Consider the following 24,236-nt stretch of genomic DNA (forward strand, 5'->3'; position numbering starts at 1 on the left):
CGGGACCGTGGGCCGCCCTAGCATCGGCGCCGTGAAGGTGCTGCTGCTCGAGGACGACCCCGAGCTGGCCCCGGAGCTGGCCGCGGGCCTGCGCCGGCACGGCTTCGTCGTCGACCGGGTGGGCACGTGCGCGGACGCGGACCTGCAGGTCGCCGTCAGCCCGTACGACTGCCTGGTGCTGGACCGCCGGGTGCCGGACGGCGACGGCCTGGCGCTGATCGAGCAGTGGCGCGCCCGCGGCATCTTCACCCCGGCGCTGGTGCTGACCGCACGCGCGGAGGTGGCGGACCGCGTCGACGGCTTCGAGCGTGGGGCCGACGACTACCTGGTCAAGCCCTTCGCGCTCGCCGAGCTCGTCGTCCGGGTACGCACCCTGGGTCTGCGCGTCCGGGAGTCGAGGCCGCGCGTGCTGCGCGCAGCGGGGCTCGAGCTGGACGTCGCCCGGCACCGGGTCACGCTCGACGGGGTGCTGCTGACGCTGAGCGCCAAGGAGTTCGCGGTGCTGGAGGTGCTGCTCGAGCACGCGGGAGATGTGGTGCGCCGCGGGGAGCTGGTCGCACGGTGCTGGGACGAGCTGAGCGAGCCGGGGTCCAACGTGGTGGACGTGCTGGTCGGCCAGCTGCGGCGCAAGCTCGGCTCGGCGGAGCTGGTGGAGACGGTACGGGGCGTCGGCTACCGGCTGGCCGCCGAGCCGCCCGTCGGGTGAGGACCGTCAGCCCGGCCGTGCGCCGGATCCGCACGATCCGCTGGACCACCACGGCGGTGTTCGCGGCGACGACGGCCCTGTGCCTGGCGGTGCTGGTGGTCATCGCCCTCCGGATCGACACCACGTCGCGTGTGCGTGCGCTCGACGCGGGGCTGCGCTCGCAGGCGAGCAGCCTCGCCGAGGTGATCGGCTACGCGGACGGCGCCTTCGACCTGTCGTGGCTCGACACCACCCGGGACGTGCGGACCGCACCGGTGGTCGGCGTGGTCACCCCCGAGGAGATCGCCTACGCCGCACCCGACCAGGCGGCGCTGCCGGCCGATGCCGAGCTGCGGCGGGTGCTCGCGGACCTGGGCTCGCACCCCGGGGTGACGGTCTTCGAGGCCCCCGGCGTGAACGGCACGGAGGTGCACTGGGCGGCGGCCTCCCTGCTCGCGGCGTCGGCGCACGGCGTCACCACCGGCGCGATCGTCGTGGTGGGCGGACCGCTGGACGGCGGCGCCGAGCACAGCCGGCTGGCGCTGGGGCTGGTGGTCACGGCCGCCGCGCTGGTGGTGGCGGCGGCGCTGCTGGGGCACCTGGTGTCGGGCTTCGCGATGCGGCCGGCGGTGCGGGGGCTGGCCGAGCAGGAACGGTTCCTGCTCGAGGCGTCCCACGAGCTGCGCACGCCGCTGACCGTCCTCGGGGTGATCCTGGACGACGCGGCGCACCCGGGTGGAGCCCCGGACGCGCTGGTGCGCGCCCGACGGCAGGTCGACCGGCTGGCCACCGTCACCTCCGCGCTGCTGCTGCGTGCGCGGGCGAGCAGCGGCGCGGCGCCGGTGACCCTCGAGCCGCTGCACCTCGACCAGCTCGTCGAGGTGGCCGTCGCGGAGACCGGCGCGGACGTCCGGCTGCACACCGAACCGACGGTGGTCAGCGGCAACCCCGAGCTGATCGCGCAGGCCGTCCGCAACCTGGTGGACAACGCCGTGCGGCACGCGGCGCCGCCGATCGCGGTCACGGTCCGGGACGGGGCGGTCGAGGTGACGGACGGCGGTCCCGGCATCCCGCCGCGGCTGCGTCGGCGGATCCGTCGACCGGGCGTGAGCCGCGGGGACGGCACGGGGACGGGGCTGGCGATCGTCGAGTGGGTGGCGCACACCCACGGCGGAACGCTGACGCTGGACGACGCACCCGCCGGAGGGCTGCGTGCCCGGCTGACGTTCGACGACGGCCCTCATCGTCCGCTCATGGGACGCCGCCCACACTGAGTCCATGACCTCGGTACGCGTTCTGGCGGCGGCGATGATCGTCGCCGCTGCTGCGGCTCTCACCGGGTGCAGCGCCGGCACCGGCGGCTCCTCCGCCGGCCCGTCGGCCGTACCCACCACCCCGGTGGCGACCGCTGCGTCGGCATCGCCCTCCGCGAGCCCGACCGCGCCCACGGGCTCCGCCTCGTCGGCCGCACCGACGCCGTCCGGCTCGTCGGACGCCCTCCGCTCGGACCGCTGCACCGCCTCGGCGCTCACCGCCTCGTTGGCGCAGGGTGGCGCCGCCGCGGGCAGCATCATGCCGTCGCTGGTGCTGACCAACACCGGTCCGCAGCGCTGCACGCTGCAGGGCTTCCCGGGCGTCTCGTTCGTCGGCGACGGCAACGGCACCCAGATCGGCGCCGCCGGCACCTTCGAGACGTCGAGCCCGCACGGCACCGTGACCCTGGACCCCGGCAGGACGGCCCACGCGCCGCTGCGGATCGCCCGGGCCGAGAACTACCCCGCGGAGACGTGTCAGCCGGTCCCCGCCGACGGGCTGCGCGTGTACCCGCCGGGGTCCACCCAGGCGCTGTTCGTGGCGACGTCGGGGCTGACGGCGTGCCGCAACACCCAGGTGCAGCTGATCTTCGTCCAGGCGCTGCTGCCGGGCAGCTGAGGCGTCACCCGTCGGTGTGAGCCACCGGCGTGAGCCGGTCGGCGCGAGCACTGCGGCGCGGGGTGCCCGACGGCCGGCCACTAGGCTGGCCGCCGTGGTCGACGCGTCAGGCACGGTGGCGTCGTCCCGAGCCGCACGTCGTGGAACTGGCGCTCGCGGACGAGGCCGTCCGCGCGACCCGGGCCTCGAGGAGCGGACCCGCCTCGTCGCGCTGGAGCTGTTCGGCAAGCGGGGCTTCTCCGGCCTGACGATCGACGAGGTGGCGGCGACCGCCAAGATCGGCAAGTCGTCCATCTACCTGCGCTGGCCCGACAAGCAGACGCTGCTGGCCGACGCGCTCCGCGGCATCCAGGGCGCCGACCCCGCGCAGGCGGCCACGGGCACGGACGACGACGCCGACGAGGGACCCGAGGGCCGCAGCACCCCCGAGCCGCAGACGCTGCGCGACTACCTGCTGGCGCACGTGCACCGCCGGGCGGACCTCTACCTCGGCCCCTACGGCCTGGCGATGCTGCGCCTCTACGTGGAGGCCCGCGCCTACCCGGACCTGTTCGGCGCGATCCGCGAGCAGGCGATCTCCCGGCTGGTGCTCGACGAGCGCGAGCGGGTGGCCCAGGCCGTGCGCGCCGGCGTGCTGCCGCCGGACGCGGCCCCGGTGCGCATCCTGGACGCCGTGGAGGGCGCCATCTTCATGCACCTCCTGGTCACGCCGCCGGAGCTGCTGGACCGCGTCCGCGCCGGTCTGGACGACTACGTGGAGCGGATGGTCGACGACCAGCTGCGCGCGGCGGGGTACGACGCGCAGGCGGACGCCGAACGCGTCCGACGGCTCAGCCCTCCCGGAAGCTGACCCCGAACCCACCGCGCGGGTAGTGCCACCGCAGCGCTCCGGGGGCGGCGACGGCGAGGCACGTGCCGCACTCCAGGCAGGCGGCGTGGTCGGCCACGATGCGGCCGTCCTGCTCGCTGTACACGCCGGCCGGGCACACCGCGATGATCCGGGCGCCCGTGCCGGTGGTCCGGCACAGCTCCTGGTCGATCTCGATGTGCGACTCCTCCTCGTCGAGCACCACCCGGTTCTTCGCCAGGCGCTCGGGGACCGACATCGCCCTCACAGTGCACGCACCCCCGCCCATCCGTCGCTGACCAGGTCGCGCACGGACACCGCGGACCTCCTGACGCTGTCCCGCGCCACCGCCGCCAGGTGCTTGCGCGGCGTGCCGTCGAGGCTGAACACGTCGCGGAACAGGCCGGCGGCGAGCTCGCCGTAGGCGCCGTACATCCGCGGGCGCTCGAGGAACTTCGGCGCGCGCGCGTAGGTGCGCAGGTCCTTGACCACGAAGCTGTCGTCGAGGTGGCGGCGGTAGGCCGCCAGGCCGGTCGCGGTGACGTCCTGCGCCGCGATCGCCTCGCCGATCCCCTTGGCCGCAGCGACGGCGGAGCCGATCGCCAGGTCCATGCCGCGCACGGTCAACCCGGAGTTGATCGTCAGGCCCGCGGCCTCGCCGACCACCACCAGGCCGCCGGTGACGATCTGCCCGAGCATCTCCAGGCCGCCCTCGGCCACCAGGTGGGACCCGTACTCGACGATCTCGCCGCCGCGCAGGTACGGCTCCAGGACGGGGTGGCTCAGGTAGTGCTCGAACACCTCGGGCGCCGTCCGCCCGTGCTTGACCAGGTCGTCGAGGCGCAGGACGACGCCGACGGACAGCGACTCCGTGTTGGTGTACAGGAAGCCGCCGCCACCGATGCCGAGCGTGCAGTCGCCGACGATCGCGTGCGCCGCACCCTGGTCGCCGCTGACCGCGAAGCGGTCCTCGATGACGGTGCGCGGCAGGGACACCACCGCCTTGACCCCCACCGCGAGGTGGTGGGTTGGTGGCTGGGGACGCAGCCCGATGCTGCGGGCCAGGAACGAGTTGACCCCGTCGGCCGCCACCACCACGCGCGCGCGCAGCTCGTCGTCGCCCGCGCGGACGCCGACCACCTGCGGTCCGGCCGGCGTGTCCTCGCGTAGCAGGGAGTCCACGCGGACGCCCGGCATCAGGAAGACGCCGGCCTCCTCGGCGCGCTCCGCGAGCCACGGGTCGAACCGGGCCCGGAGCACCGTGACGGCGTTCACCGGGTCGGCCAGCGGGCCGCCGGCGTAGTCCAGGGACACCGAGGAGTCGCCGGTGAGGAACGTGGTCACGTGCCGCGTGATGCGGCGCTCCACCGGTGCGGAGTCGGCGAAGCCGGGGAACACCTCGTCGAGCACGCGTCCGTAGAGCACGCCGCCGGACAGGTTCTTGGCGCCCGGCGCCTCGCCACGCTCGATCAGCACCACCGACAGGCCCTGCTGCGCGAGCAGGTAGGCGGTGACCGATCCGGCCGGCCCGGCGCCGACGACGATGACGTCGAAGTCCGGCTCCGCGGCGGCGCTGCTCATGCCGTCCCGCCCAGGGCGGCCGTCAGCGCCGGTACCACCTGGTACAGGTCGCCCACGATCCCGTAGTCGCACTGGGCGAACACCGGCGCGGCCTTGTCGCTGTTCACCGCGACGATCACCTTCGCCTCGCGGACGCCCACCATGTGCTGCAGCTGCCCGGAGATGCCCACGGCGACGTACAGCTCGGGGGAGACCCGCTGGCCGGAGATGCCGATGTAGCGGTCCTTCGGCAGCCAGTCGACACCCTCCGCGAGCGGCCGCGAGCAGGCCACCTCACCGCCGAGCGCGCCGGCCAGTCCGCTGATCAGGGCCACGTCCTCACGGGCCTTCAGCCCACGACCGACCCCGACCACCACGCGCGCGGCGCCCAGGTCGACACCGGCGACCGTGGTGGGCCGCACCTCGACCACCTGTGCGGGCAGCGGGGTCGCGGCGACCTCCTCGACCGGGGCCGGCGCGGAGTCGGAGGGGGTGACGACGGCACCGGCGTCGACCGCCAGGACGGCCGGTCCGCCGGCCACCGCGGTGCGGTGCTGGCTGATCCCGCCGAGCACCGACCGGGTCACCACGACGTCGTCGCCGGACAGCTCGACGCCGTCGATCCCGGCGAGCACCGGGCTGCGCAGGGCCGCGCCGACCGCGCCGAGCAGCGCCCGGCCGCCGGGCGTCGTCGCTCCGACCACCGCGCGCGGTGCAGCCTCGGCGACCAGCCGGGCGACGTCCGGCGCGAAGGCCTCGACAGGTGCGGTGCCGGGCTCACCGAGCCAGAGCACGCGGTCGACGACGCCGGCCACGGCCTCGGCCACCGCCCGGCGGCCCGCCACCACGGCGACCACCTCGGTGCCCAGGGTCCGGGCCACCTCGACCAGACCCGTGGCTGCGGCGTCGTCGGCGACGACGATCCACGACTGTGCTGTCCGTGCTGCGTTCACGTTCGTCCTCCTCAGGGCTCTACAGGGCGCCGGACTGACGCAGCGCGCCCACCAGCTCGGTGGCGGCGGCCGCGGCGTCGGACCCGTCGAAGATCCGCGCGGTGCGCTCGGCACCACCGGGCTTGGCGGTGGCCAGCGTGGTGAGCACGGCGCCGGGCTCGGCGACGGCCAGCTCCGCGAGGCTCAGCACCTCGACCGGCTTCTTGGCCGCCGCGAGGATGTCCTTCATCCCGGCGACGCGCGGCACCACGGCATCGGCCGTCGCGGCCAGCACCACCGGCGTGGGCACCGAGACGACGGCGGTGCCGGCGGGGAGCTCGCGCTCGACGACCAGCCCGGCCGTCCCGGCGTCGGCCACCCGCACGGCGCTGACCGCCGCCAGGCCCAGCCACCCGAGCGTGCCCGCGAGGGTGAGCGCCACCTGGCCCGCCGCCACGTCGACCGACGAGTCGCCGGCCAGCACCACGTCCACGTCGCCGATGCTGCGGACGGCCGCGGCGAGCACCGCCGCGATGCGCGTGCCGTCGGCACCGTCCAGCGCGTCGTCGGCCACCAGCACCAGGCGGTCCAGGCCGCGGGACAGTGCCGCCTTGCGGGCCAGCGGGGTGTCGATGCCGGCGGCGCCGACGGTCAGGCCGATCACCTCGCCACCGGTCGCGTCCGCCAGCTGACGGGCCAGCTCGAGCGCCACCGGGTCGTACTCGCTGACGGCCCACTTGGCGCGGCCGAGGTCGACGGACCCGTCGGCCGCGACGTCCGCGTCCTGGGGGTTGGGCGCCCACTTGTAGGCGACGACGATCTTCATCGCAGCTCCTTCACGTAGCAGCCGAGCGCGGGCTCAGCTGTGGTCCTTGACGATCTGGCGGCCGGCGATGTGCACCATGATCTCGTCGGTCCCGCCGCCGAACCGGTGGCCGCGGATGTCCCGCCACAGGCGCGAGACCCGGGTGCCGACGGTCACGCCGACCCCGCCGAAGATCTGCATCGCCTCGTCGGCGACCTCGAACGCCGCCATCGCGCAGTACCGCTTGCACAGCGCGCCCTGGCTCTTCAGCGGCACCTGCTGGTCGAGCATCCAGGCCGTGCGGAACACGAAGTTGCGCATGTTCTCGACCTTGATGGCCATGTCCGTCAGCTTCTGCTGGATCAGCTGGAACTCACCGATCGGCCGGCCGAACTGCACGCGCTGGGCGGCGTAGCTCGCCGCGTCCTCGAACGCGCACTCGGCCAGGCCCAGGCACTGCGAGGCGATGACCAGGCGCTCCATCTCGAAGTTGCGCATCAGCTGCTTGAAGCCGTTGCCCTTGACGCCCACCAGGCAGGACTCGGGCAGCGTGACGTCGTCGAGGAAGATCTCGCACGAGTCCGAGATGTGCCAGACGATCTTGTCCAGCCGGTTCGTCGTCACCCCGGGCGCGTCCATCGGCACCAGGTACATCGAGATCGCCTTGCGCGGGTCCTCGACCGCCGGGTCCTTCGCCATCAGCAGCAGGTACTTGGACTGCAGCGCGTTGGTGATCAGCGTCTTCGTGCCGTTGAACGTCACCAGGCCGTCGTGGTGCACCGCGCTGGTGGTCATCGCGGAGTTGTCCGACCCGGCGCCCGGCTCGGTGAAGCCGAGCGCGAACGGCACGTCGCCGCTGCTGAGCAGGCCCAGCACCTCCGCCTTCTGCTCCTCGGAGCCGAACTCGATGATGTCCATCGCCTGCAGCAGCTCGAGGCCGTAGCCGTTGTTCAGCCCCTGCCGGGCGGTGCGGGCGGCCAGCAGCACCAGCGTGATCGCGTCGACCGGCGTGCCGCCGTACTCCTCGGGGAAGCCGAGGGACATGAAGCCCGCCTCGTGCATCGCCTTGCGGAACGACGTCGGCGGCTGGTGGTGCAGGTCGAGGTCCGCGATGTACGACTCGGGGCACTCTCGCTCGAGCAGCTCGTCGAGGCTCTCGAGGAGCAGCTGCTGCTCGTCGGTCAGTCCGAAGTCCATGGTCTGCCTTCCGCCGTCGGCGCGTCTGGGGGTGGTCGGGCGACCCTCACCGGGTGCCGCACGGCGATCGTCGGCCCGGCCCACGGGCGCGCACCAAGGACGATGGTCCCCGTTACGGACGACACGGGTCCGAATTTAGGGCCGGTGTGGCACGCGGAAGGACGATGGTCCTTTTTGCCGACGATCCGCGTCCGGAATCGTGATCCGCGTCCGGCGGGACCGTCCGCGGGTTGACGAAGGAGTGCGACGTGGCACAGGTGATCACGGCAGCCCAGGCGGCCGCGCTGCTGAAGGACGGCGACACCGTCGCACTGAGCGGGTTCGGCCTGGCCTGCGTCAACGAGGAGACGATGTCCGCCGTCGAGGCCCGGTTCCTCGCCGAGGCGCACCCCCGCGACCTGACCGTGATCCACGCGAGCGCCGTCGGCAACCGTCGCGACAAGGGCATGAGCCACTGGGCGCACCAGGGTCTGATCAAGCGCTGGATGGGCGGCATCGCCATCGCCTCGCCCGCGCTGGCGAACCTGATCGGCGCCGACGGCTGCGAGGCCTACAACCTCCCGCAGGGCGTGATCTGCCAGCTGTACCGCGAGGTCGCGGCGAAGCGTCCCGGCGTGATCACCAAGGTGGGTCTCGGCACGTTCGTCGACCCGCGCGTCGAGGGTGCCCGGATGTCCCCGTCCTCCACGGACGACTACGTCCAGCTGCTCGAGCTGGGCGGCGAGGAGTGGCTGTTCTACCCGTCGTTCCCCATCACGGTCGGGCTGATCCGCGGCACGGTGGCCGACGAGCGCGGCAACCTGACCCTCGAGCACGAGGGCCTGAAGATGGAGGTGCTCCCCATCGCGCAGGCCGTGCGCAACAGCGGCGGCATCGTGATCGCCCAGGTGGAGTCGATCGCGCAGGCGGGCAGCCTCGACCCGAACCTGGTCAAGGTGCCGGGCATCCTCGTCGACTACCTCGTCGTCTCCGAGCCGGAGAACCACTTCCAGACGGAGAACACCCACTACAACCCCTCGTTCTCCGGTCAGCTGCGCGTGCCGCTGTCCGGCGTCGAGTCCATCCCCCTCAGCGAGCGCAAGGTGATCGCCCGACGCTGCGCGATGGAGCTGCGTCCCGGTGCGGTGCTGAACCTCGGCGTCGGCATCCCGTGCGACGTCGGCACGGTGGTGGCCGAGGAGGGCCTGAGCGACCAGATCATGCTGACCACCGAGGCCGGCGCGATCGGCGGTGTGCCGGCCGGCCTGAAGGACTTCGGCCACGCGTACAACCCCGAGGCCCTGGTCGACATGCACGCGCAGTTCGACTTCTACGACGGCGGCGGCCTGGACTGCGCGGTGCTGGGCCTGGCGCAGACCGACCAGCACGGGAACGTCAACGTCTCCAAGTTCGGCGTGCGGGTGGCCGGCTGCGGCGGGTTCATCAACATCTGCCAGTCCGCCAAGACGCTGATCTTCGCGGGGACGTTCACCGCCGGCGGGCTCGACGTCGTCGTCGCCGACGGCCGGCTGGAGGTCCGCACCGAGGGCAAGGCGCGCAAGTTCCTCGCCGACGTCGAGCAGATCACCTTCTCCGGCCCGTACTCCCGCGAGCGCGACCAGCGGGTGCTGTACGTCACCGAGCGGGCGGTGTTCGAGCTGCTCGACGGCGTGATGACGCTCATCGAGATCGCACCCGGCGTCGACCTGCAGCGGGACGTCCTCGACCTCATGGACTTCACCCCGGCGGTGTCCCCGGACCTGGCCGAGATGCCTGCCGGGCTGTTCGCCGAGGTGTGGGGCGGTCTGGGCGCCACCGCGGGCGTCCCCGAGCCCGCCCTCGGCTGAGCCCCCACAGCTTCGAACCGACCCCATCGTGCGGGCGCCGTCGCCCGCACCTCTCGAAAGGGCACGTGATGTCCAACCAACCGGCGCCCACCCTGAACAGGTGGACCGTCCTGACCGGCTCGGTGCTGGTCCTGCTGTGCACAGGCGCCATCTATGCGTTCTCCGTGTTCGCCGGCCCCCTGACCGCCGGCCACGGCTGGACGATGTCCCAGGTGATGCTGGCGTTCACCATCAACGGCGCCGTCGCCCCGATCCCCATGATCCTGGGCGGCTACATCATCGACCGCGGAGGCGCCCGGTGGGCGATCCTCTTCGGCGCGATCCTGTTCGCGCTCGGGTTCGTGCTCACCGGCACGGCCACCACGCTGACGCAGCTGTACCTGTACTACGGCCTGGTCGCCGGGCTGGGCCAGGGCTTCGCGTACTCCGGCTGCCTGAACAACACGATCAAGCTGTTCCCGGACCGCCGCGGCTTCGCGGCCGGCGTCATCACGGCGGGCATGGGTGCCGGCTCGGTGATCGCGGCACCGGTGGCGCAGTCGATCGTCAAGAGCAACGGTCCCGGCGCCGCCTTCGTGCGGATGGGCCTGGTCTACGCGGTCGTCGTGGTGATCGGTGCGCTGCTGGTCCGGCCGGCCCCCGTCGGCTACAAGCCGGCGGGGTGGACGCCGCCCGCCGGCGCTCCCGCGGTGGAGAACCGGACGTGGCGGGACATGCTCGGCAAGCCGACGTTCTACCTGATCTTCGTGATGCTCGGTGCCGGCGCGTTCTCCGGCCTGATGATCGCCTCGCAGCTGTCGCCGATCGCGCAGACCAGCATGTTCGGCATCACGGCCGGCACCGCGGCGGTGCTCGTCTCGGTCTACTCGATCTGCAACGCCCTGGGCCGCTTCGGCTGGGGCGCCGTGTCCGACCGACTTGGGTACACCACGGCGGTGGCGTTCATCTACGGGCTGGTCGCCGTGTCCTTCCTGGTGATGCTGACCGTGCACTCGACCGTCGGGTTCGTCATCGGCATCGTCGGCCTCGGCCTGTGCTTCGGCGGCGTGATGGGCGTGTTCCCCGCGCTGACGATGAAGACCTACGGCCCGCGGTTCCAGGGGGTCAACTACGGGATCATGTTCACCGCGTACTCGATCGCCGCGTACTTCGGGCCGAAGATCGGCGCGAGCCTCGGCAAGTGGAACCCCAAGCACCCCGGCAGCGGTGACTACACGCAGCCGTTCGTCATCGCGATCGTCGTGACGCTGGTGGGTCTCGGCCTGACCCTGGCGCTCGCGCGGATGACGGCGTCGAAGACCGCGGCCGTGGCTGCCGCGGAGCCGAACCGCGTCGGCGCGGGCTCCTGAGCCGGCACGCGCCGAACGAAGCCGTCGGGGTGCGCGGAGTCTCCCCCCGCGCACCCCGATGACCGACGGAGGACAGATGGGCCCGGACCTGAGCCTTGCGGCGGCGGTGGCCGCCCGGGCGCTCGACGGTCCGCACCGCGTCGCCACGGTGGACGACCAGGACGCGACGCTCACGTTCGCCGAGCTGGACCGTGCCGCGGCCGGCCTCGCCGCCACCCTCGCCGATGCCGGGGTGGCGGCGGGCGACCGCGTCGCCTGGGCGGGCCGCAACCATCCCGGTCTGCTGATCACGTTGCTGGCGGCCCAGCGCCTCGGTGCCGTGCTCGTCCCGCTCAGCTTCCGCGCAGCACCCGGCGAGACCGCCGAGATGGTGCAGTGGTGCGGCGCTCGCGTCGTCGTCGGGCTCGAGGCCGCGGCGGAGCAGCTGGCGGACCTCCCGTCGTCCGTCACCACCCTGCGCTGGGGCGCGGAGCTGGTGAACCGGCCGGGACCCGCGCGACCGCGGGCCGCCGCACCGGACGACCTCGCGGTGCTGCTGCACTCGTCCGGCACGTCCGGCAGGCCCAAGGCGGTGATGCTGAGCCACGCCAACCTCTGGTGGAGCGCCCGCAACCTCGAGGCGGTCCTCGACCTGCACCGGGCCGACGTGACGCTGGCCGTCGCCCCGCTGTTCCACGTCGGCGGCCTGAACTGCTTCACCCTGGCGACGCTCGCGCGGGGCGGCACGGTGCTGCTGCGCGCCGGCTTCGGCCCGGCGCGCACGCTGGCCGACCTCGCGTCGCGCGTGACCACCGTGTTCGGCGTCCCCGCGATGTACGAGGCGGTCGCGCGGCAACCCGGCTTCGCCACTGCGGACCTCTCCGGCGTCCGGGCGGCGATCGTCGGCGGCGCCGCCGTCCGCCCACAGCTCCTCGAGGCCTACCGGGCCCGCGGCCTCGCGCTGTTGCCGTCCTGGGGCATGACCGAGGCGGCGCCCTGCGGGACGGTGCTGCCGGCGGCGTGGGTGGCCGCCAAGCCGACCTCCGTGGGACTGCCGCTGCCCTACCTCCGCGTCGAGCTGCACCACCCGGAGACCGAGCAGCCGGTGACGGGCGTCGGCTGCCCGGGGGAGATCTGGCTGAGCGGCCCGCAGGTGACCGCCGGCTACTGGGCCGATCCCGAGGCGACGGCCCGTGCCGTCCGCGGCGGCTGGTTCCGCACCGGCGACCTCGCCGCGTGGGACGACGACGGGTGCCTGCGGCTGGTGGGACGGCTCTCCGAGGTGGTGAACTCCGGCGGCGAGAAGATCTGCCCCGGCGAGGTCGAGGCCGCGCTGATGCCGCTGGCCGAGGCCCGCGACTGCGAGCTCGTGGTGCTCGGCGTCCCGGACGCGACGTGGGGCGAGGTGGTGGTCGTCGTCGCGGAGTGCCGCTCGCAGCCGGCCCCCACGCTCGACGACGTGCGCGCGGCGGCCGGTGCCTCGGTCGCCCGGTTCAAGCTGCCGAAGCACCTGCTGGTGGTCGACGCGCTGCCGCGCACGCCGACCGGCAAGGTGGACCGCCGCGCGCTGACCGAGCTGGCGCAGCGCCGGCTCTGAGCCGGCCGGGTGGGGGTCTCGCATCGCACGGGACCGACCACCGGGGTCACTCACACCTCCCGCAGCACCTCGCGGGCGAACCGCAGCGACCGCTCCCGCAGACCCTCGATGCGCCGCCGCACCACCCCGGCGGGGTCCTGGCCGGCCTCGATGATCGTCGGGCGCCGCCGCACGTTGCGCGAGCACTCGAACCGGGTGCAGATCAGCGTGCCGATGGTGTCGCCCCTGCGGCCGGCGGCCCCGGCCCGGCGGGCGACGTACAGCGACACGTCGTCGGTGGCCGTCACGTCCTCGCACCACGCGCAGACGGCGCGGCGCCGGGAGCCGGGGTCGTCGGGCGCCCGCAGCGCGACGCCGACCAGCGCGTCGTCGACGGTGAGCACGACGTAGGCGCGCAGCGGTGCCTTGCGGTCCACCCAGCCCAGGTAGTCGAGGCGGTCCCAGGCCTCGGGAGTCAGGCCGGACAGGTCGGGGAGGGTTACCTGCGACGCCTCGCGGCGCGAGCAGTTGACGAAGGACGAGCGGATCTGGGACTCGGTCAGGGGGTTCACGGCTCTCGGCTCTCGTGCGACGGGGAGCCGTCGACACCGGCTGCCGCACGACGAGGTGGTCGCCAGGCGGGCGGGTCGACGGCGAAGGACGAGGGCCCGCCGAGGGTGCGCCGAGCGCGCCGGACCGTGCGGTCCGACGGGGTTGCTGCCGTGAGGCGTCAGGCGTTCCGGGCGGGCGTCCGGCCCAGGCCCGAGCAGGCCGCGACGGCCGCCCCGCTTCCCCGCTGCATCGTGATGCGCTCCGTGCTCACCGGCCGCCGGCTGCTCCCGCGGCACATCCGCCCGCCATGGTGCGACGCCGCCGGGCGCCGGGGCAAGCCGATTCGTCCTATGCCTGGCCGGTGCCCGGCTCGTGCCGGAACAGGTCGCGCACCCGCTGCCGGGCGCGGACGTCCTCGCCGCTCGGGTCCAGCTGCACCACCAGGTGCACGTAGTCGCCGGGCAGCAGGATCGACCGCGACGTCGGCGCGTAGTCGTGCATCGAGCGGCGCAGGCGCACCACCCGGGTGCCCGCCGGCAGGTCGAGCTCGGCGATGCGGTGCCCGGCCGCCGCGCTGCCGAGCTCGACGGCCAGCTCGATCGTCGCGTCCTCGTCGTACGGCTGGCCGGGGGTGCCCGCCGCCAGGCCGGCGGCGGGCCCGGCCGACGGACCGGCTGCGAGGAACCGGTGCAGCAGCACGTCGTAGATCGGCTTGCCGCGCAGCAGGTCGGCGGTCAGCAGCGCCAGCAGCACGCAGCCGGCGACGGGCAGCGTGTGCACCACGCGACCGGACATCTCGGCGACCAGCAGGATGCTGGTGATCGGCGCCTGCACGCTGGCCGCGAGCACACCCGCCATCGCGCACAGCGCCAGCGTCGGCACGTAGGCGTGCGGCAGCCCGGCGTGCCCGGCGGCCAGGGCGAACGCACTTCCGGTCAGCGCCCCGACGGCGAGGATCGGCATGAAGATGCCGCCGGGCGTCCCGCTGCCGAAGCTGGTCGACGTGAACAGCAGCTTGACGACCAGCAGCACCAGCACCAGGCCCAGCCCGCCGCTGACCGTCTCGGCGAACCGGATCAGGTCCTCGCCGCCACCCAGCACCTGCGGCAGCGCGAGGCCGACGGGCAGCGCCAGCACCATGGCGAGCACCGGCCGCCACCGAGCCGGCACCCGCCGGTAGGCCGTCTGCGAGCCGAGCAGCGCCCGGTTGGTCACCACCCCGACGGCGCCGGCGACCGGACCCAGCAGCACCACCCAGAGGTACAGGTGCACCGGCAGCACGGGCACGGCGCCGAAGTCGAGCACCGGCTGCAGCCCGAACACCACGGACGACACCACGTCGGACGTCAGCGCCGCGGAGGCGGCCGTCAGCAGGACCGCCGGCGAGAAGCTCCGGTGCAGCTCCTCCAGCGCGAACACGGTCCCGGACAGCGGCGCGCTGAAGGCTGCCGACAGGCCCGCCGCAGCGCCGGCCGTCACCAGGTGGTCACGCTCCAGCCGGGTCGCGCCCACGGCAGCAGTCACCGCCTGGGCCGCCCCGGCACCGATCTGGATCGACGGCCCCTCGCGGCCGAGCGACAGACCGGCCAGCGACCCGAGCGCCCCGCCGACGAACCGCACCACCAGCACACCGGCGGCCCGCACCCGCAGCCCGTACAGCACCATGCCCTTGACCTGCGGGATCCCGCTGCCCGTCGCCGCCGGCACCCGCCGCAGCGCGGCGGCGATCACCAGGGCCGCGGCCACGGCGGCGGCCAGCCACAGCGGCACCAGCACCGGCTGCTGCGCGAGCCGCAGGTACACCCGGCGCGCGACGCCGACGCCGGCACCGAGCAGCGCCCGGTAGGCCACCACCAGCAGGCCCGCGACCAGGCCGGTCAGCACGGCACGCCACACCAGCCGCCACGTGGCGACGTCGCGGGGGGACAGCTGCAGCCGCACGGCGCAGGTCACCTCCCAGGGGGCCGACGGCGGGTGCGGGTGTCGGCGGTGCGAATCATCCCACCTCCACCCGTTCGCCTCACGTCGGGTGGCGCGTGAAGCCCTCTCCGGCGACTAGCCTTGACTCGGGCCGCCGTGCGGCGTGCCCTCGGACCCCGACCGGGGAGGTGAGCCCTCGTGGACCCAGGCAGTACTCGACGGGCTCGCCTCGCAGCGGTCGCGCTCCGCACCTCCCGGATCTGATCCCGGACGGCCGGGCGCCGTCGCACGTGGCGGGCTCACGCGCTCGTCGACGTCGTCGAGCGGGTCGGAGCGCCGGCAGCATCGCCGCGCCCCGTCGTCGTGCCCTCCCGCGGCTCCCGTGACACGCGTCCCGTCACCTGTCAGCACAGCCCCGCCCTGCGTGAACGCGGCCTGCGTGCCTGCCCGCGCCTCGCACGCGCACCCACGCCTCTCGGCCGGGCTGCCGAACGTTCGGAGTGCCCCATGTCCGTCTCTGCCATGCACCCGGCGCCGCCAGGCCGCACCGGCCTGCGGTCCCGTGCCGCCCGCAGCACCCAGTCCCTCGCCCTGCGCCGTGAGGTCGCCGGCGCGCTCGTGTCCGTCGCCGGTCTGCACAACCGTCCGGTGCGCGACGCCGACGGCAACGAGGTCGGCCGCGTCGACGACGTCGTCGTCCACTGGGACAGCGGCTACTCGCCGCTGACCGGCCTCATCGTCCGCGTCGGCGCCCGTCGCACCTGGGTGCACGCCCAGGACGTGATCACGATCGAGCAGCAACAGGTCCTGCTCCGCTCCACCCGCTTCGACCTTCGGGACGTGGTGCGGCGCGAGCGGGAGCTGCAGCTGCTCGGGGACGTGATCGACCACCAGCTGGTGGACGTCGCCGGGATCCGGGTGGTCCGCGCCTCCGACCTGTACCTCACGCAGGTGTACGGCGTGTGGCGGCTGGTGGGGGTGGACGTCTCCCTTGCCTCGCTGCTGCGTCGCGTGCTGCCCGGCGGGTGGGGCCGGCGGCCGAGCCCCAGCCAGGTGCTCGACTGGTCGAGCATCCAGCCCTTCGGCGTGCCGGGGGAGTCGGTACGGCTGCGTCGCGGGCACACCGAGCTCCACCGGATGCGGGCGGCGGACCTCGCCGACCTGCTGGAGAGCCTGGGACGTGCCGAGCGGCGCGAGCTGCTCGAGGGTCTGGAGCCGGAGACGGCGGCCGACGCCCTCGAGGAGATGAACCCGCGCGACCTGAACGACCTGCTGCGGGACGCGCCCGTCCAGCAGGCCGCGGACCTGGTCGCGGCCATGGAGTCCGACGAGGCGGTCGAGGCGCTGCGCGAGATGCCGGAGGAGGAGCGCAGCGAGCTGCTCGACGCGATGTCCGAGGTGCGCGGTGCCGAGCTCGGTGCCCTGCTCGAGTACGACGAGGAGACGGCTGGCGGCTACATGACGTCGCGGCTGGTGCGGCTGCACTCCGAGCGGACGGTGGCGGACGCGATCGCCGCGGTCCGGGCGGACGCCGCCCGGGGCGAGACGCCGGCCGGCGTGGTGGTGGTCGACGACGACGGCGCGCTGGTGGACGACGTGTCCCTGGTCGAGCTGCTCGGCGTCGACCCGTCCACGCCGCTCGGTCGCGTGGTCGGCGCACCGTGGCCGGTCACCGTGCCGCTGGGCGCGGGGCTGGAGGACGTCGTCGAGCGGATGACGGACAACCGCGGCTCGTCGGTGCTGGTGGTCGACGACCGCAACCGGCCGGTGGGCCGGATCCTGGCCGACGACGTGGTGGACGCCCTGGTGCACCAGGACGACCGGCGGTGGCCGTGGCAGCGCCGTGCGGGGAGCGCGTCGTGAGCGCCCGGACGCAGGGCGCCCCGACGCAGGGTGTCCAGACGACGAGCGAGGCCGACGCCCTCGACCAGCGGGTGCCGCGCCGGATGCGGATGAAGGTCGCGCTCGCGGCGCTCGGGGCGGTGGTCGGCCCGGGCCTGATCGCCGGCCTGTCCGACGACGACCCCGCCGGCATCACCACGTACTCGGTGCTCGGCACCAACTACGGCTACCGCCTGCTGTGGGTGCTCACGGTGTCGACCGTGGCCCTGATCCTGTTCCAGGACCTGGGTGCCCGCATCGGCGTCGTCACCGGTCAGGGCCTCGCCGGCCTGATCCGGCAGCGGTACGGCGCGCGCGCCGGTGTGCTGTCGATGGCGGCGCTGCTGCTGGCGAACATCGGCACCACCACGGCGGAGTTCGCGGGCATCGCCGCGGGGTTCCAGATCTTCGGGGTGAGCCGGTACATCTCCGTGCCGATCGCCGCGGTGATCGTGTCCACGCTGGTGCTCCGGGGCGGGTTCCGCGGCGTGGAGCGGGTGCTGCTCGCGCTGTCGGCGGTCTTCGTCGCCTACATCGCGGCCGGGATCCTCGCCAAGCCGGACTGGGGTGCGGCGCTGACCGGCTCGGTGGTGCCGTCGATGCCGACCGGACGGGACGCGATCCTGATCGCCACCGCCACGCTCGGCACCACGCTCGCGCCGTGGGGGCTGGCGTTCATCCAGTCCTACGCGGTGGACAAGCGGCTCACCCCCCGCGAGCTGGGGCTGCTGCGGTGGGACGTGATCACCGGTGCGGTGCTCACGGGCGTGATCGGCTTCTTCGTCGTCATCGCGACCGCCGCCACGCTGCACAAGCGCGGCCTGACCATCCAGGACGCCTCGGACGCCGCCGTGGCCCTGGAACCGCTCGCCGGCCGCCTGGCCTCCCAGCTGTTCGCGGCCGGGCTGATCGGTGCCGCCCTGCTCGCGGCGTCGATCCTGCCGCTGTCCACCGCCTACTCGGTGGCGGACATCGCGGGGCGCCCCGCGGCGCTGGACGACTCGATCGCGGAGGCGCCGCTGTTCTACGGCACGTTCGCGTTCGTCACCGTCACCGGTGTGGTGCTGGTGCTGCTGCCGGGCGTCTCCCTGGTGCCGGTGCTGGTGGGCACGCAGGTGATCAACGCGGTGCTGCTGCTGCCGCTGCTCGGCTACATGTCCGGCATCGCGCGGGACAAGCGGCTGATGGGCGAGTACGCGGCGCGGCCGTGGGTGAGCGGCATCTACTGGGTGGCGATCGCCCTGATCACCGTCTGCATCGTGGCGCTCGGGGTGCTGTCGCTGCCGCACTGAGCGGGTCTCGGCACGACGCGTGGGCGGGCACCGGCACACTGGGCCGGTGCCCGCCCTGCTGCGTCGTTACCACCCGTCCGACCTGCCCGGCATGTACCGCCTGTGCCTGCTCACGGGCGAGGCCGGCGGCGACGCCACGGCGCTGTACCGCAACCCGGACCTGCTGGCCCACCTGTACTGCGGGCCGTACCCGGTGGCGGACCCGGGCCTGACCTTCGTGGTGGCCGACGAGCAGGGCGTCGGCGGGTACGTCGTGGCGACGGCGGACACGGTGGCGTTCGACGAGTGGCTCGACGCGAGCTGGTGGCCCTCCCTACGCGCGCAGTACCCGCTGCTGCCCGACCCCGGCGACGGCACGGCCGACCACGTGCTGGTCGAGCGGATCCACCACTGGCAGCACGTCACGCCGCCGGCCGGCTTCCCGGCGCACCTGCACATCGACCTGCTGCCGCGGCTGCAGGGGCAGGGCTGGGGGCGACGGCTGATCGGCGCGCTGTCCGACGAGCTGCGGTCGCGTGACGTGCCGGGCGTGCACCTCGGGGTGGACGCCCGCAACACCGCCGCGATCGCGTTCTACCACCGGCTCGGTTTCCAGCCGGAGGAGTCCTACGAGTGGGGGCAGCGGCTGGTGCTGTCGCTCTGAGAGCGCGGCCGTGCGGGTGGTGCGACGTCGCGCGAGCGCGCGACCGTGCACCGACCGGGCCGCGTCCGAGGGGGCATGATGACGCGGCCCGGCCGGGGACGGTCCGTCAGAGAGTGACCTCGACCTGGACCGTCGCGCCGGCGGGGGCGTAGGGGACGAGGTTGCCCTCGACCGGACGGCCGTCCACCACCAGCCGGCCGCGCGCCCCGCGGGCGCCCGAGTTGGTCACGTGCACGACGTACGTCGCGCCGCGCGCCACCCGGGTCACGGTGAACTCCGGGACGTCCGGCCCGATCTGCGGGTCGACGACGAGCCCGTCGTAGTCCGGCCGCACGCCCAGCAGGTGCTGGGAGACGGCGACGAAGTTCCACGCCGCCGTGCCGGTCAGCCAGCTGTTCTTCGCCTCACCGGCGCGGACGGCCTCCTTGCCGGCGATCATCTGCGCGTACACGTACGGCTCGAGGCGGTGCACCTCGCTGATGTCCTCGCGGTAGGCCGGTGCGATGCGGCGGTAGTGGTCGAACGCCTTGTCACCGCGGCCCAGCACCGTCTCGGCGATGACCACCCACGGGTTGTTGTGGCAGAAGATGCCGCCGTTCTCCTTGTACCCGGGCGGGTACGTCGACACCTCGCCGAGCTCGATCTGGTACGTCGTGTAGGCGGGGTACTGCAGCACCATCCCGTGGGGCGTGCCCAGCAGCTCCTCGACCGAGTCCAGTGCCTGCACGGCGGGCGCCGAGGCGTCGTCCGGCCCGTCGCCCACGCCGATGCCCGCCATCACGGCGAACCCCTGGGGCTCGATCCAGATCTTGCCCTCGGGCTTGGCGTCGGTGCCGACGGGGTTGCCGAAGTAGTCGTACGCGCGCAGGAACCACCTGCCGTCCCAGCCGTCGCTCAGCACGGCCTGGCGCATCTCCTCGACCAGCCCACGGGCCCGCTCGGCGACGTCGGCCAGCCCGCGCCGGGCGGCCAGCTCGGCGTACTCGCGCCCGTAGAGCACGAACTGTGCGGCGATGAACACCGACTCCGCGACGCCGCCGGCCTTGTTCTCCGTCGTCTGGAACGGCTCGCCCGGCTCGGTGGAGAAGCAGTTGAGGTTGAGGCAGTCGTTCCAGTCGGCGCGGCCGATCAGCGGCAGCCCGTGCGGGCCGCGGTGGGTGACCGTGAACTCGAACGACCTGGTCAGGTGCTCGAACAACGGCACCTCGGTGCCCGGCTCGTTGTCGAACGGCACGGGCTCGTCGAGGATCGAGACGTCGCCGGTCTCCTTGACGTAGGCCGCGACACCGGCGATCAGCCACAGCGGGTCGTCGTTGAAGCCGGAGCCGATGTCGTTGTTCCCGCGCTTGGTCAGCGGCTGGTACTGGTGGTACGCCGACCCGTCGGGGAACTGCGTCGCGGCGATGTCGAGGATGCGCTCGCGGGCCCGCGCCGGGATCAGGTGCACGAACCCCAGCAGGTCCTGGTTGGAGTCGCGGAAGCCCATCCCGCGCCCGATGCCCGTCTCGAAGTACGAGGCCGAGCGGGACATGTTGAACGTGACCATGCACTGGTACTGGTTCCAGATGTTGACCATCCGGTCGAGCTTCTCGTCACCGCTGCGCACCGAGTAGCTCGACAGCAGGCCGGTCCAGTAGGCGCGCAGCCCGTCGAACGCCTGGTCCGTCTGCTCGGTGGTGGCGAACCGGGAGAGCAGCGCGTGCGCCCGCTGCTTGTTGATCACCTGGTGGGCGTCGTCCTCCCACTTCTGCTCGTCGGGGTTCTCCACGTAGCCGAGCACGTAGGTGAGCACCCGGGACTCGCCGGGCTCCAGGGACACGTGCACCGAGTGCGACCCGATCGGGTACCAGCCGGACGCCACCGAGTTGGCCGACTCGCCGGCCAGCGGGACCGCGGCCTCGCCGAGCCCGTTGTACGCGCCGACGAACGTGTCGCGGTCGGTGTCGAACCCGTCGGCGTGGGTGTTGACGGCGAACACGGCGTAGTGGTCCCGGCGCTCGCGGTACTCGGTGCGGTGGTAGATCGCCGAGCCGTGCGGCCCGTCCTGCTCCACCTCGACCTCGCCGATCGACAGGTTGCGCTGGTAGTTCGTCTGGTCGTCCTGCGCGTTCCACAGGCAGAACTCGACGAAGCTGAACAGCGTCACGTCCTTGTGCTGGTCGGAGGTGTTGGTCACCTCGACGCGCTGCACCTCGGCGTCCTCGCCGACCGGCACGAACACCAGCGTCTCCACCTTGACGCCGCGGCGCTCGCCCGTGATGCGGGTGTAGCCCATGCCGTGCCGCGTCTCGAAGTGGTCGAGCTCGGCCTTGACCGGCATCCACGACGGCGTCCACACGTCGCCGCCGTCGTTGACGTACAGGTACCGACCGCCCGCGTCGGCGGGGACGTTGTTGTAGCGGTACCGGGTGAGGCGCCGCATCTTGGCGTCCCGGTAGAAGGAGTAGCCGCCGGCCTGGTGCGAGATCAGCGAGAAGAAGCGCTCGGAGCCGAGGTAGTTGATCCACGGGTACGGCGTGCGCGGGGTGGTGATGACGTACTCGCGTGCGTCGTCGTCGAAGTGGCCGTAGCGCATGCCGGTGCCTCTCGTGGTGCCGGCGCGTGTGCCGCGGGTCCGCTGCTGTGCGGTCGCCGCGGCCACCTGGCGCCGGGGAACGTGGTCGCAAGTGTGGGCTGAGTGCGTGTGCGAGAGCGCTCCCACGCTCTCGCGGCAGACGATAGTGCCTCCGGTGCCGGGGTGGCGAACCCCCTGGCGGGGCGCCCATGAGGTGCCGAGCTGGGCACATCCAGGCGAGATGGGCACCTCCACGTGCTCATCTCGCGTCGAGGTGCCCAGCTCGTTGCGCGTCCGCCGGTGGCCGGAAGGCTCAGGAGCCGCCGGGGTCCGACGGCTACCGTGTCCCCGTGCTGCTCTCCGACCGTGACATCCGGACCGAGCTCGCCTCCGGCCGCGTGGTGCTCGACCCGTTCGACCCTGCGATGGTGCAGCCGTCGAGCGTGGACGTGCGGCTCGACAAGTGGTTCCGGCTGTTCGACAACCACAAGTACGCCGTGATCGACCCCGCCGAGGAGCAGCCCGAGCTGACGCGGCTGGTCGAGGTGGCGCCGAACGAGCCGTTCGTGCTGCACCCCGGCGAGTTCGTGCTCGGCTCGACGTTCGAGCAGGTCAGCCTGCCCGACGACGTGGCGGCGCGGCTCGAGGGCAAGTCGTCGCTGGGCCGGCTCGGGCTGCTGACGCACTCCACCGCCGGGTTCGTCGACCCCGGCTTCAGCGGTCACGTCACGCTCGAGCTGTCCAACGTGGCGACGCTGCCGATCAAGCTGTGGCCCGGCATGAAGGTCGGCCAGCTGTGCTTCTTCCGGCTGTCCTCGGCGGCGGAGCGCCCGTACGGCTCGACGGCGGCCGGCTCCCGGTACCAGGGTCAGCGCGGGCCGACCGCCTCGCGGTCGTGGCTGAACTTCCACCGCACGCCGGTGTGACGGAGCGGGTGACCGCATGAGCGACGAGCAGCTGCCCCCGCTCGACACCCAGGACCCGCAGGTGCGGGCCCGCCACCTGCTCGCGCTGCCGGCCGGGGTGGGCACCGACGAGGTGGAGGTGCTGGCCCAGAGCCGCTTCACCGCCGCGCGCTGGGAGGAGCCGACCGACACCGGCGCGGTCCGGACGGGGCTGCGGCCCGCCGTCACCGCCGCATTCGGCATCCGGGCGGTGCCCGCCGGCGCCCAGCCGGCCCACGCCCTTCGGCTGGGCCGCATGTCCCGGTTGGTCGGCCCGTACTCGGTCACCCCCGAGGACGCGATGGCGCTCCGGCTGCCCGCCACCACGCGCACGGTGTGGTCCCTCGACTGCCCGGCGGAGCGCGGCGAGCCGCCGTGGCCGGGTGGCGATCGCGACGGCCTGAAGCGGGCGTTCCCCAAGGGTGTGCCGGTGCGGGACGAGGAGCGGGCGCTCGTCTGGCTGGTCGCCACCGCCCGGCGGCTGCAGGGTGCGGTGCGGGTCGCCGACTCCGGCGTGGTGCTGACACCGGACGTCGACCAGGCGATCGACCTGACCGTCCTGACCGACCGCTGGCTCGAGCCGGACGAGGCGGTGGCGGTGGTGCGCCGGGTGCTGCCGCGCGCCCACCGGTCCGGTGAGCGGGTGCATCAGCCCTGGTCGGGGCCGCCGCACCCGGACGATGCGGCGGTACGTGCGGCGCTGGGACCGTTCGGGGTGCAGGACGCCGCCGAGCGGGCACGGCTGTCCGCCGAGGCGGACGCGTACGACCGGTGGATGATGGCGCACCCACCGGCCGCCGAGGCGTTCGGCGTCGAGGCGGACCTCGGTGTGGACGGCATCCTGGTGGTCGAGGTCAGCGAGCGGCAGGAGGTGCCGCCGCTGCTGCGCAGCCTGCCGTGGGCGGCCAACGGCGTCGTGGCCTACCGCGTGCACTGGGAACCGGCCGACGTCACCGAGCTCGAGGCCGAGCGGCCGTCGCTGGAGCATCGGGTCGCCCGGGGGCGCACGTCGCCGCGCATCCAGGCGATCGCCAAGGCGCTCCACGAGGCGGTGGGCGGCGAGGTGGCCGACGAGGCCGACTTCCTGGTGGACCCCGCCGACCTCTGACGGCGTGCGCGCGACGGCCGATCGGGTCGTCAGGGGATGCCAGGCGGGGCGGCAGCGACTAGACACAGGGGCATGGGAACCCTGGTGCGGTCGACGGTGCTCGGTCTGGCGGTCGGGGGGAGGACCTCGACGGCGTTCGCGGTGCCGGTGATGGTGGGCACACGCGGCCGCACCGGCCTGGGGGCCGCGCTGCTGCGGCTGCTGGCCCGTGCTGCGGTGGTCGGTGAGCTGGTGGGGGACAAGCTGCCCAGCACGCCGTCCCGCACGGACGGACCCGTGCTGTACGGCCGCACGGCGGCCGGTGCGCTCGGTGCGCTCGCGCTGTCGGTGCTGGAGCGGCGGCGGGTCGGCTCGCACGTCCTGGCGCTGGTCGCCGGGGGCGCGGGGGCGTTCGTCGGGTCGATCGCCGGGCGGGAGTGGCGGCGCTGGGCCGACGAGGAGGGCCCCGACGGCCTGCGCCCCGACTGGAAGGCCGCCGTGATGGAGGACGCGCTGGTGCTGGGCAGCGCGGCCCGCCTGGTCGGCACCTCGCGCGACCCGCGGTTCTGACCACCGATTCTCCGACCCCAGCTCCGAGGCGTTCCGCGCCGGGGATCCGTCCGCCGGTCCCGCGGCCGGTGCTGCGGCTCCGGTCGCAATGCGGCCGACGCTGCC

The 24,236-nt window shown here is 73.7% G+C and carries 21 protein-coding genes; 13 read left to right on the forward strand and 8 right to left on the reverse strand.

Going from position 1 to position 24,236, the window contains the following annotated elements; translation table 11 throughout:
- Nucleotides 1-31: 31 nt before the first annotated feature.
- The 4 genes from QMF98_RS00785 (at nt 32) to QMF98_RS00800 (ending at nt 3,467) form a co-directional block, all read left to right on the forward strand.
- Nucleotides 32-706, forward strand: a complete 675-nt coding sequence (locus QMF98_RS00785) for a winged helix-turn-helix domain-containing protein (protein WP_337974210.1) — start codon at nt 32-34, stop codon at nt 704-706.
- A complete protein-coding gene (locus tag QMF98_RS00790) occupies nt 703-1,959 on the forward strand; it encodes a sensor histidine kinase (RefSeq protein WP_337974211.1) in 1,257 nt (418 codons plus the stop codon). Before QMF98_RS00785 ends, QMF98_RS00790 begins: the two co-directional genes overlap by 4 nt.
- 4 nt (nt 1,960-1,963) lie before the next feature.
- On the forward strand, nt 1,964-2,617 hold the full coding sequence (locus QMF98_RS00795) for a DUF4232 domain-containing protein (RefSeq protein WP_337974212.1): 654 nt from the start codon (nt 1,964-1,966) through the stop codon (nt 2,615-2,617).
- 94 nt (nt 2,618-2,711) lie between these two features.
- Nucleotides 2,712-3,467 (forward strand): TetR/AcrR family transcriptional regulator, encoded by a 756-nt coding sequence (locus QMF98_RS00800; RefSeq protein ID WP_337974213.1) that lies wholly within the window; start codon nt 2,712-2,714, stop codon nt 3,465-3,467.
- On the opposite strand, the gene QMF98_RS00805 is transcribed toward QMF98_RS00800, so the two are convergent.
- The 5 genes from QMF98_RS00805 to QMF98_RS00825 are packed head-to-tail and all read right to left on the reverse strand — an operon-like array spanning nt 3,448 to nt 7,958.
- Nucleotides 3,448-3,723 carry a ferredoxin family protein gene (locus QMF98_RS00805; protein WP_291760752.1) on the reverse strand — a complete coding sequence of 92 codons (276 nt, stop codon included), beginning with the start codon at nt 3,721-3,723 and terminating at the stop codon, nt 3,448-3,450. The genes QMF98_RS00800 and QMF98_RS00805 overlap by 20 nt on opposite strands.
- A 5-nt stretch (nt 3,724-3,728) precedes the next feature.
- Nucleotides 3,729-5,045 (reverse strand): FAD-dependent oxidoreductase, encoded by a 1,317-nt coding sequence (locus QMF98_RS00810; protein WP_337974214.1) that lies wholly within the window; start codon nt 5,043-5,045, stop codon nt 3,729-3,731.
- Nucleotides 5,042-5,977: an electron transfer flavoprotein subunit alpha/FixB family protein gene (locus QMF98_RS00815; RefSeq protein WP_337974215.1), complete on the reverse strand. Its 936-nt coding sequence runs from the start codon at nt 5,975-5,977 to the stop codon at nt 5,042-5,044. Before QMF98_RS00815 ends, QMF98_RS00810 begins: the two co-directional genes overlap by 4 nt.
- Before the next feature lie 19 nt (nt 5,978-5,996).
- Nucleotides 5,997-6,782: an electron transfer flavoprotein subunit beta/FixA family protein gene (locus QMF98_RS00820; RefSeq protein ID WP_337974216.1), complete on the reverse strand. Its 786-nt coding sequence runs from the start codon at nt 6,780-6,782 to the stop codon at nt 5,997-5,999.
- 33 nt (nt 6,783-6,815) lie between these two features.
- Nucleotides 6,816-7,958: an acyl-CoA dehydrogenase family protein gene (locus QMF98_RS00825; protein WP_337974217.1), complete on the reverse strand. Its 1,143-nt coding sequence runs from the start codon at nt 7,956-7,958 to the stop codon at nt 6,816-6,818.
- A 248-nt stretch (nt 7,959-8,206) separates the two neighbouring features.
- Here QMF98_RS00825 and QMF98_RS00830 point away from each other — a divergent pair, with 248 nt between their 5' ends.
- The 3 genes from QMF98_RS00830 to QMF98_RS00840 all read left to right on the forward strand — a co-directional run bounded on the left by QMF98_RS00830 (nt 8,207) and on the right by QMF98_RS00840 (nt 12,709).
- A complete protein-coding gene (locus tag QMF98_RS00830; protein ID WP_337974218.1) occupies nt 8,207-9,784 on the forward strand; it encodes an acyl CoA:acetate/3-ketoacid CoA transferase in 1,578 nt (525 codons plus the stop codon).
- 68 nt (nt 9,785-9,852) lie between these two features.
- On the forward strand, nt 9,853-11,133 hold the full coding sequence (locus tag QMF98_RS00835) for an L-lactate MFS transporter (RefSeq protein WP_337974219.1): 1,281 nt from the start codon (nt 9,853-9,855) through the stop codon (nt 11,131-11,133).
- Nucleotides 11,134-11,209: 76 nt separating this feature from the next.
- Complete coding sequence (locus tag QMF98_RS00840; protein WP_337974220.1) at nt 11,210-12,709, forward strand: class I adenylate-forming enzyme family protein; 1,500 nt, start codon at nt 11,210-11,212, stop codon at nt 12,707-12,709.
- Nucleotides 12,710-12,759: 50 nt separating this feature from the next.
- Here the strand turns inward: QMF98_RS00840 and QMF98_RS00845 are convergent, their stop codons facing one another.
- Together QMF98_RS00845 and QMF98_RS00850 are read right to left on the reverse strand one after the other, a co-directional pair.
- Nucleotides 12,760-13,260: an FBP domain-containing protein gene (locus QMF98_RS00845; protein WP_337974221.1), complete on the reverse strand. Its 501-nt coding sequence runs from the start codon at nt 13,258-13,260 to the stop codon at nt 12,760-12,762.
- Nucleotides 13,261-13,588: 328 nt separating this feature from the next.
- The gene (locus QMF98_RS00850) at nt 13,589-15,181 is read right to left on the reverse strand and encodes a ClC family H(+)/Cl(-) exchange transporter (protein ID WP_337974222.1); all 1,593 of its coding nucleotides are present in this window, start codon (nt 15,179-15,181) and stop codon (nt 13,589-13,591) included.
- Between the two features lie 486 nt (nt 15,182-15,667).
- Between QMF98_RS00850 and QMF98_RS00855 the strand changes: the two genes are divergently transcribed.
- From QMF98_RS00855 to QMF98_RS00865, 3 genes are read left to right on the forward strand one after another with little or no spacing between them, the layout of a single operon-like run.
- Nucleotides 15,668-17,023, forward strand: coding sequence for a magnesium transporter MgtE N-terminal domain-containing protein (locus tag QMF98_RS00855; RefSeq protein ID WP_337974223.1), 1,356 nt, complete (start codon nt 15,668-15,670; stop codon nt 17,021-17,023).
- Nucleotides 17,020-18,333, forward strand: coding sequence for an Nramp family divalent metal transporter (locus QMF98_RS00860; protein WP_337974224.1), 1,314 nt, complete (start codon nt 17,020-17,022; stop codon nt 18,331-18,333). Before QMF98_RS00855 ends, QMF98_RS00860 begins: the two co-directional genes overlap by 4 nt.
- Nucleotides 18,334-18,379: 46 nt before the next feature.
- A complete protein-coding gene (locus QMF98_RS00865) occupies nt 18,380-18,976 on the forward strand; it encodes a GNAT family N-acetyltransferase (protein WP_337974225.1) in 597 nt (198 codons plus the stop codon).
- A 106-nt stretch (nt 18,977-19,082) separates the two neighbouring features.
- Here QMF98_RS00865 and QMF98_RS00870 read toward each other — a convergent pair whose 3' ends face one another.
- Nucleotides 19,083-21,551 (reverse strand): glycoside hydrolase family 94 protein, encoded by a 2,469-nt coding sequence (locus QMF98_RS00870; protein WP_337974226.1) that lies wholly within the window; start codon nt 21,549-21,551, stop codon nt 19,083-19,085.
- A 329-nt stretch (nt 21,552-21,880) separates the two neighbouring features.
- Here QMF98_RS00870 and dcd point away from each other — a divergent pair, with 329 nt between their 5' ends.
- From dcd to QMF98_RS00885, 3 genes are all read left to right on the forward strand, one after another.
- Entirely contained in the window at nt 21,881-22,456 is a 576-nt protein-coding gene (gene dcd, locus QMF98_RS00875; protein WP_291760780.1) for a dCTP deaminase, read from the forward strand.
- Nucleotides 22,457-22,472: 16 nt separating this feature from the next.
- The gene (locus tag QMF98_RS00880) at nt 22,473-23,582 is read left to right on the forward strand and encodes a hypothetical protein (protein ID WP_337974227.1); all 1,110 of its coding nucleotides are present in this window, start codon (nt 22,473-22,475) and stop codon (nt 23,580-23,582) included.
- A gap of 72 nt (nt 23,583-23,654) precedes the next feature.
- Nucleotides 23,655-24,131 carry a hypothetical protein gene (locus QMF98_RS00885; protein ID WP_337974228.1) on the forward strand — a complete coding sequence of 159 codons (477 nt, stop codon included), beginning with the start codon at nt 23,655-23,657 and terminating at the stop codon, nt 24,129-24,131.
- Nucleotides 24,132-24,236: the final 105 nt, after the last annotated feature.

The organism is Cellulomonas sp. NTE-D12 (assembly GCF_027923705.1).
In the GTDB taxonomy this organism is placed as follows: domain Bacteria; phylum Actinomycetota; class Actinomycetes; order Actinomycetales; family Cellulomonadaceae; genus Cellulomonas.

What these genes read in the sequence shown, in the direction of transcription:
- QMF98_RS00795 (WP_337974212.1), top strand. Translation starts at nt 1,964, where the DNA reads ATGACCTCGGTACGCGTTCTGGCGGCGGCGATGATCGTCGCCGCTGCT.
- QMF98_RS00805 (WP_291760752.1), bottom strand. Translation starts at nt 3,723, where the DNA reads ATGTCGGTCCCCGAGCGCCTGGCGAAGAACCGGGTGGTGCTCGACGAG.
- QMF98_RS00810 (WP_337974214.1), bottom strand. Translation starts at nt 5,045, where the DNA reads ATGAGCAGCGCCGCCGCGGAGCCGGACTTCGACGTCATCGTCGTCGGC.
- QMF98_RS00820 (WP_337974216.1), bottom strand. Translation starts at nt 6,782, where the DNA reads ATGAAGATCGTCGTCGCCTACAAGTGGGCGCCCAACCCCCAGGACGCG.
- QMF98_RS00825 (WP_337974217.1), bottom strand. Translation starts at nt 7,958, where the DNA reads ATGGACTTCGGACTGACCGACGAGCAGCAGCTGCTCCTCGAGAGCCTC.
- QMF98_RS00835 (WP_337974219.1), top strand. Translation starts at nt 9,853, where the DNA reads ATGTCCAACCAACCGGCGCCCACCCTGAACAGGTGGACCGTCCTGACC.
- QMF98_RS00840 (WP_337974220.1), top strand. Translation starts at nt 11,210, where the DNA reads ATGGGCCCGGACCTGAGCCTTGCGGCGGCGGTGGCCGCCCGGGCGCTC.
- QMF98_RS00855 (WP_337974223.1), top strand. Translation starts at nt 15,668, where the DNA reads ATGTCCGTCTCTGCCATGCACCCGGCGCCGCCAGGCCGCACCGGCCTG.
- QMF98_RS00870 (WP_337974226.1), bottom strand. Translation starts at nt 21,551, where the DNA reads ATGCGCTACGGCCACTTCGACGACGACGCACGCGAGTACGTCATCACC.
- QMF98_RS00880 (WP_337974227.1), top strand. Translation starts at nt 22,473, where the DNA reads ATGAGCGACGAGCAGCTGCCCCCGCTCGACACCCAGGACCCGCAGGTG.
- QMF98_RS00885 (WP_337974228.1), top strand. Translation starts at nt 23,655, where the DNA reads ATGGGAACCCTGGTGCGGTCGACGGTGCTCGGTCTGGCGGTCGGGGGG.